This is a genomic window from Methylophaga sp. UBA1464 (assembly GCF_002325665.1).
Lineage (GTDB): Bacteria > Pseudomonadota > Gammaproteobacteria > Nitrosococcales > Methylophagaceae > Methylophaga.
This window is the reverse complement of record NZ_DCSO01000068.1, coordinates 35,667-42,783: the sequence shown is the minus strand read 5'-3', so window position 1 is coordinate 42,783 and position 7,117 is coordinate 35,667. Positions and strand designations below refer to the sequence as shown.

The following is a 7,117-nucleotide window of genomic DNA, read 5'->3' as shown; positions in this document are numbered from 1 at the left end:
GTCATGGTGCGGAATTTGACTAATGTAAAAGGCTTTTGATTTAGGCCTACACGCTGTTGCCTGAATATGGGGGCACCGGTATCAAACCAACCGATAATGATCAGAATTAATAAAATTGGTAAACCAATCAACAGGCCAACAACAGACAAAATAATATCCAGTAAACGGATAACAGTTCGGGTCATGAATTTCTCGTTTTATTATTTATTTTGTGTTGAGTTCCTATCTAACTCAGCCATTTTGTTAAGTTGTTGTTCCATTGAGGCAACAGGCTTCCATCCTAATAATTGTTGCGCTTTAGTAATGTCTATCTGTAAATTTCCAAACAACCGATCAGAGATATTATTTTTACCTGTCAGTTTGGCAATAAATATCATCAAGCAAACTGGAACTGGTATTAAACGTACAGGCCGGTTATAAGCTTTGGCAATTTTCGTCAACAGTGTGGTTGTTGAAATATCCTTGCCATCCGCCACTAGAAAAACCTGATTTACAGCGGCAGGATGGGCGGTACAAAGCATTACAAAATTAACCAGGTTATTGATCGCTAGTAATGAACGTTGATTGGCAGTTGCTCCAAATGGCAGTGGTAAGCCTTTTTTGATGATTTTAATCAAACTGGCAAAGTTGGCTTTAACCCCTGGACCATAAATGAGAGGTGGACGGATAACCACAACCTCCATTGGCGTTATCTGGGCTAACTCAAATAAAAGCTGTTCTGCTTCAAGTTTTGATTGTCCATAAGTATCTTCAGGAGCTGGTTTATCAGTCTCACGAAAAGCCTGTCTATTATTTGTAGATTCGCCATTCACTTTAATAGAACTGATAAATACAAACCTTTTCACACCCGCACTAACTGATTGCTTAGCCAATGCAAGAGTTGCGTTTACATTCGTTTTTCGAAATTCAGTCAACGGATCGGCTGCTTTATCTTGCATAATGTGTACGCGTGCTGCAGTGTGAATAACAACATCAATTTTTTTCAGCGTATCAATTATCGAATTCTGCTCACTCAACAAGCTTAAATCACCGATCTGCTGCTGTTCCACTTCAACTGGCAATTCCATCGAATAATTCCGTACACCTGCAACAATATTGTGTCCTGCACTAAGCAGTTCATTAATCAACGCTTTACCGACAAATCCAGTTGCACCTGTTACAAAAATCCGCATTAGTTAGTTCTGAATTATCTGTTCAATTTCTGACACTTTGGCTCTCATCAAGTCTTGATCAGCCCGAGTTTCTACATTCAGCCGCAGCAAGGGTTCAGTATTCGAAGAGCGTAGGTTAAATCGCCATTGTTCAAATTCCAGACTGATGCCGTCAGTTCTATCAATGACTGGATTTTCTGTGGAAAAATGTTTCAAAATTTTATCGAGAATGACACTGACATCTGCTACCCGATAATTAATTTCACCACTACATGGGTATTTCGCCATACGTTCATTGACCAGTTCAGACAAAGGTTTACCCGCAACACTGATTAACTCAGCAACCAGCAACCAAGGAATCATGCCGCTATCACAATAGGCAAAATCACGGAAATAGTGATGGGCACTCATTTCACCACCATAAACTGCATTTTCCAATCGCATACGTTCTTTAATAAAGGCATGGCCTGTTTTGGATTGGATAGGTTTTCCACCCGCTGCTTCAACTTGATCGATGGTATTCCAGGTCAGTCGTGGATCATGGATGATTTTTTCACCGGCTGACTTGAGCAAAAATGCTTCAGCCAACAAACCGACAATATAATACCCTTCAATAAATCGGCCATTTTCATCAAACAGAAAACACCGATCAAAATCCCCATCCCATGCGATACCCATATCGGCTTTATTAGCAATGACTGCATCAGCAGTTGCAGCCCGATTTTCGGGTAATAACGGGTTGGGGATACCATTCGGGAAACTGCCATCGGCTTCATGGTGGATCTTGATAAATTCCAGCGGCACATTGGCTGCTTTAAACTGTTGCTCAAGCGCATCAATAACATGTCCAGCCGCACCATTACCCGCGTTCACAACCAGTTTTAATGGTTTGATCTTTGTCAGATCAATATAGCTCAGCAAATGCTCAACGTAGGGATCAAGTATCGATTGCTGACTGTATTTATTGGCGTTATTGGTTCCACTGAAAACAGAATGTCCTGCTGGTGTAGCATCTGGAGTATTAGCCTTAACCGAGACAGTTTCTTTAGGAGTATTAAACGGTGAGTCAATATGTTCAGCCAAATCACGAATATCATTTAAGCCACTATCACCACTTATCGGCAAAGCACCACGCCCAACCAACTTCATGCCATTGTAATCCATCGGATTATGGCTGGCCGTAACTTCAATGCCCCCATCGACATCCAGATAAAATGAGGCAAAGTATATCTCTTCCGTGCCGACCATCCCGATATCAATAACTTCTGCGCCCGTATCCATAACACCTTGGGCCAAAGCAAGTTTAAGCGGCTCACTAGTGTGTCTGATATCACCACCAACTACTACCCGTTTAGCATTTAGGTGTTTTGCATAAGCGTAACCAATACGATAAGCAACATCCGGGTTGAGCTCATCACCTAGTTGGCCTCTGATATCGTAGGCTTTGAAACATTTAAGTTTTTTTACAGACACCATAATTCCCCAATAGAAAAGAGTGCAATTCTAAGCAGGTAAAGACTTATTAGAACTGACTCTTTGAATTTCATTGTTCATCACAATTGAAGACTTAATTTCAACATTGGTGATTACTTTAGAATATTTTCCACGAGATAATAATAAACCAGCGACTAAAGCTGAAAATATTCCCAATCTCATCTCAACCCCGATTGTATTGGCCATACCGACAATCAAACTCATCAGAATAGTTAAATAGAGCAAGCGACCCTCAACAATACATTTATTTTTGAGAGCGATCTCTAATAGCCAAAAATTCAAAGCAAGATAGGATATTAATCCAATAGCACCATACCGGCTAAGCATATAAATAAGATCATGATGTGGTGATGAAAGATATGGACCTGACTTTCCAAAAATTACAGATAAAAAATCTCTTGAAAAGAATTCGTATAATGCTGCATTCCAGAAATCTATTCTATAACCAAAAGTTCTTAAGTCTTTTGAGTTTTCTTCACCGGACTCAAACTCAAAAACAGCGAACAATTCAGCTGAATAAACAAATATTTCTTTTAGAGATAACAACATATAATAACTAAATAAAAATAAAACAGAAGCACAAATGAAACTAAAAAATAATCGTTTTAATAAACTTTTATCACTCAAATAGAACCAAGCTCCAATAATAATTGGATACGTCATAATTAATGATCTTGAACCGGACATTAATATGAGTAAACACCCCAAAACCACCCAAAAAATATTTTTTAAAGGGCCAGTCCGTGCTATAACAATTAACACTAAATAAGTGACGATATATGAGAAGAGAATGGGATTTCCTAAAGAACCACTAACTCTCACATCTCTATCCAACCCCATAGTATTAACACTTGACCAAAATAAAGAGAAAAAATCAGGCTTAAATAACTGAACAATTGAGATGCATAGCTGAATTAGTAATACTAATTTAGCCAAAAGCTCTAGACCCTTATAATTTTTATTAGAGCCTTGATAAGACAAAATTACCGCAACAAGCACAACAAGCCATGCAAGCCAATTGAACAACAATTTTCGATCATAAAAATCATGTACATATGAATTAAAAACTGATAGAAGCAACAAGGAAAATATTAAAATAAAGATAATATTTAGTGCTCTATCTGAAAGCAATAAGTGTAATTTTTTTACATTTAATGCGATTACCAATAAAGCCAATAAATAAATGGGATAGAATGTATTGAAGACTATAATCTCGCTTGGCCTGAACATGACATATAAATGCATAACATACACAAACCATAATCCATAATCCTGCTTCATTTCTGAATCAATCATCTAATCTTTAGGCTTAAAAATAAATTGTTTTAAACGATTTGAAATTTTACAATAGAAAAAATGTAATCGGCTTACTCTTCCATAATAGTCGTCAAGAAATCTCAAAACTTCTTTATTTTGGAAAATGATATTTTTTAAATTTTTATTTGTTGTCCCTCCCAAACGCATCTTTATTATCAGCTCAGGTAGATACATAAATCGTATTTTCTTAACCTCAAGAAATCTGAAAAGTAACTCTACATCTGATGCAATTTTGTAATTCAAATCAAAATTTCCATTTTCTTCATAGACGGACTTTCGACAAAAGAAGGTTGGATGTGGCGGCATCCAGCCACGTTTAAAAGCACCCGATATAAACGCCTCAGATCTCCAATAACGAACAACTTTATTGATATCGGTTTGATCAACATAAACAAGATCTGCATAACAGGCATCAATAGTGGGGTTTTTAAACACTTCTGCAATACTGGAAACAACATGAATGGATGTATAAAAATCATCAGCATTCAAAATTCCTACAACATCTCCAGTGGCCATAGCGATACCCTTATTCATTGCATCATAAATGCCCTTATCAGGCTCTGAAACATAACGAGCAATGCTAGAAGCATTGTCAATAAGTTTGACCGTGCCATCTGTCGATCCACCATCAACGATAATATGTTCTATATCAGGATACTCCTGATTTGCTACAGAACGAATTGTGTCAGAGATGGTTTTGGCACTATTAAAACAGACAGTGATAATTGAAATTTTCATAAACTTTTGGCGGCTGCCTCAACTACAGTTGTGAATTTCATCGCAAAGAGCGACATAAATGTTCTTGAGCGTTCAGCTGCTTGTTTCATATCTTCGATACGTTTATCAATCGAAATACTTGATAATGTAATCATTTGTTCTGCTAACTGTGCTGGCTTATCCTGTTCAAAAAAAAGGGCATTTTGTTCTGCTTGTTCGCGATGAACATTTATGTCCGATAAAAGCATTTCGACTCCAAGTGATTTGGCCTCTTCAACAGTAGTACTCCAGCCTTCAAATCGTGATGGATTAATAAGTGCGGCAGCACTTAACATTAGAGCCTGAACATCGTCATAAGGGATCATTCCCAAGACACGAAAATTGTCCTCGACTGATTCCGCGGCAATAAGTGATAACAACTTTGGAAAATAATCCGTATCACGTGAATCTTCATGATTACCAGATACCGCAACGATAATCTCTTTGCCCTCACGTTTAGCAATACCTAAGGCTTTTATGACGCACTCATGATTTTTATGCTGCCAGAACTGGTTGGGTAAATAGAAAAAATGCCTGGGTAGATTATATTTTGCTAATAAAACTTCAAAATCAAACTTTATCGGGCGAACTGGCACACTGAAATTAACCACATGCAGGCGCTCATTCGGTAATTTATAAAACTGTTGGAAGTCCTTTGCTGCATCGAGACTGCTAAGCATGATGTGACGTTTCGCATAAACTTGCATGCGAAAACCGATCTCTCTTTTCCAGAATGCAAAAAAACCAAAATACTGCCTAAGTTTACGATGCTGTAAATCTGGAATCCATGCAATTGTTGGTATATTAAAGTGCCAGCCATAAAAATCAGCAGCCTCAAATACCACATCGATCTCATGTACCTTAAATACTGCCAGTGCATCAGTATCACAACCAGTCACAATAGCTTTGAGAAGACGCCGATTTTTGTGGGAACGATTAAACTCCTGAGAATGAACAATTTTCAGCCCATCAAGTGCATTAAACCTCTCCAGCACATCTATTGCAACATCATCACCCAGAAATAAAATCGGTTCGACTCTCTGGTTTTCAAATTCTAATAATGCACTGATCAGATTCACTTGATAATTTAAGCCCCCCATCCACGCATGTCCGCCGATTAGCGTAAAGGCTACACGATGTTTCAAGCCAAGTTTCTCGCTTTGTACCAGCTCACTACTTCAGATATGCCTTGCTGTAATAATACCCTGGGTGAGAAACCCAACTCATTAGCCAACGAAATATCAGCAACTAAACTTTTAGGGTCGCCCTTACGAGAAATGCCGCTAAATTTAACACTATGATTTTGTCCCCACTGGCTACACACCAGCGATGCAATTTCAGCTATAGAAGTGCTTATCCCCGTGCCACCATTGACCACAGTAATTTCATTTAATGATTTATTCGCCAATAACCAAAGTAACTGTGAGGCATCGGAAATATGTATCCAGTCTCGAACTTCACTCCCAGTTCCATTTAACGTAATTGCATTTGAGTCTGACTTTTCAATTTTTTGGCATAAGTCCCACAACAGCTGTTTTTCCAACCCCGTTCCATAAACAGAAAATAATCTGATAACAGCAAGGTCTAAACCAAAACTATCACGATAAGAACTGAATAAGGACTCCAGCATCCATTTGTGGTAACCATAGGGTGAAAAAGGCTTACCGATGTCTTGCTCTAAGATGGGACCGTTGAATGCCGAACCATATACCGCAGCACTGGATGCACCTACCACTCGGCTCGCTGGAGAGCTCTGCCTCACCCACTCCAAAAGGCGTGCGGTGGTATCTACTGTGCGTTGAAAATCTTCGTAAGGATTTTGTATTGATGAACCAACAGCTGAACCGCCAGCAAGATGAAAAATAATATCAGGTTTACCAAAATCAGAAACCAGCTGATTCATTCCTGCAAAGTCTATTTCAGCATTTAGCCAATGACTAAATCCCCAGGTTCTAAAGTCATCATCCGTCCAAAACCCATGTCCAATTCCGTAAACTGTTGCATTTTTCTTCGCGATAAATTTGGCTAGATTGCGACCTATAAATCCCTTCCCACCTGTAATCCAAACTGTAGTCATTACTGCTCCTCGGGCTTGAAGCAGACAAATGAATATAACCTGCCAGGTCGTCTATCTACAAACGAAAGACAACGAAGCAGACTACGATAAAGAATATCAATATTAAGGATGCGTGATAGCTTGCCAAACAATGGTATTTTACTGATCCTCTGTTGAATTTCAGCTTTCAGCGATGCTTCTGTGTAAGGGGCGAAATTAATAACACTATCGAAAGAACGGAGAACGCGTTTAACCTTAAATCCAGCTTTTTTCAGTGCGACAAGATACTCATGAGATGTGTAGGCATTCTCACCACCATATAATGAATGTAATGGATGCACAT

The 7,117-nt window shown here is 38.6% G+C and carries 8 protein-coding genes; all 8 read right to left on the bottom strand.

The annotated features are described in order from the left end of the window. Window positions 1-185: sugar transferase (locus B3O33_RS08300; protein ID WP_292363379.1), on the bottom strand; the 185-nt coding region annotated here is incomplete at its 3' end. A gap of 15 nt (window positions 186-200) precedes the next feature. Beyond that, window positions 201-1,172 (bottom strand): UDP-glucose 4-epimerase family protein, encoded by a 972-nt coding sequence (locus tag B3O33_RS08295; RefSeq protein WP_292361498.1) that lies wholly within the window; start codon window positions 1,170-1,172, stop codon window positions 201-203. 3 nt (window positions 1,173-1,175) lie between these two features. Next, window positions 1,176-2,627 carry a phosphomannomutase CpsG gene (locus B3O33_RS08290; protein WP_292361497.1) on the bottom strand — a complete coding sequence of 484 codons (1,452 nt, stop codon included), beginning with the start codon at window positions 2,625-2,627 and terminating at the stop codon, window positions 1,176-1,178. Window positions 2,628-2,654: 27 nt separating this feature from the next. Beyond that, the gene (locus B3O33_RS08285; RefSeq protein ID WP_292363378.1) at window positions 2,655-3,926 is read right to left on the bottom strand and encodes an O-antigen ligase family protein; all 1,272 of its coding nucleotides are present in this window, start codon (window positions 3,924-3,926) and stop codon (window positions 2,655-2,657) included. 15 nt (window positions 3,927-3,941) lie between these two features. Further along, entirely contained in the window at window positions 3,942-4,700 is a 759-nt protein-coding gene (locus tag B3O33_RS08280) for a glycosyltransferase family 2 protein (protein ID WP_292361495.1), read from the bottom strand. Continuing rightward, the gene (locus B3O33_RS08275) at window positions 4,697-5,863 is read right to left on the bottom strand and encodes a glycosyltransferase family 4 protein (protein WP_292363377.1); all 1,167 of its coding nucleotides are present in this window, start codon (window positions 5,861-5,863) and stop codon (window positions 4,697-4,699) included. The genes B3O33_RS08280 and B3O33_RS08275 overlap by 4 nt, the downstream gene beginning before the upstream one ends. After that, complete coding sequence (locus tag B3O33_RS08270; protein ID WP_292361493.1) at window positions 5,860-6,795, bottom strand: NAD-dependent epimerase/dehydratase family protein; 936 nt, start codon at window positions 6,793-6,795, stop codon at window positions 5,860-5,862. The genes B3O33_RS08275 and B3O33_RS08270 overlap by 4 nt, the downstream gene beginning before the upstream one ends. Beyond that, window positions 6,795-7,117 (bottom strand): hypothetical protein (locus B3O33_RS08265; RefSeq protein ID WP_292363376.1); only part of this gene is annotated, 323 nt, incomplete at its 5' end. The genes B3O33_RS08265 and B3O33_RS08270, both read right to left, overlap by 1 nt.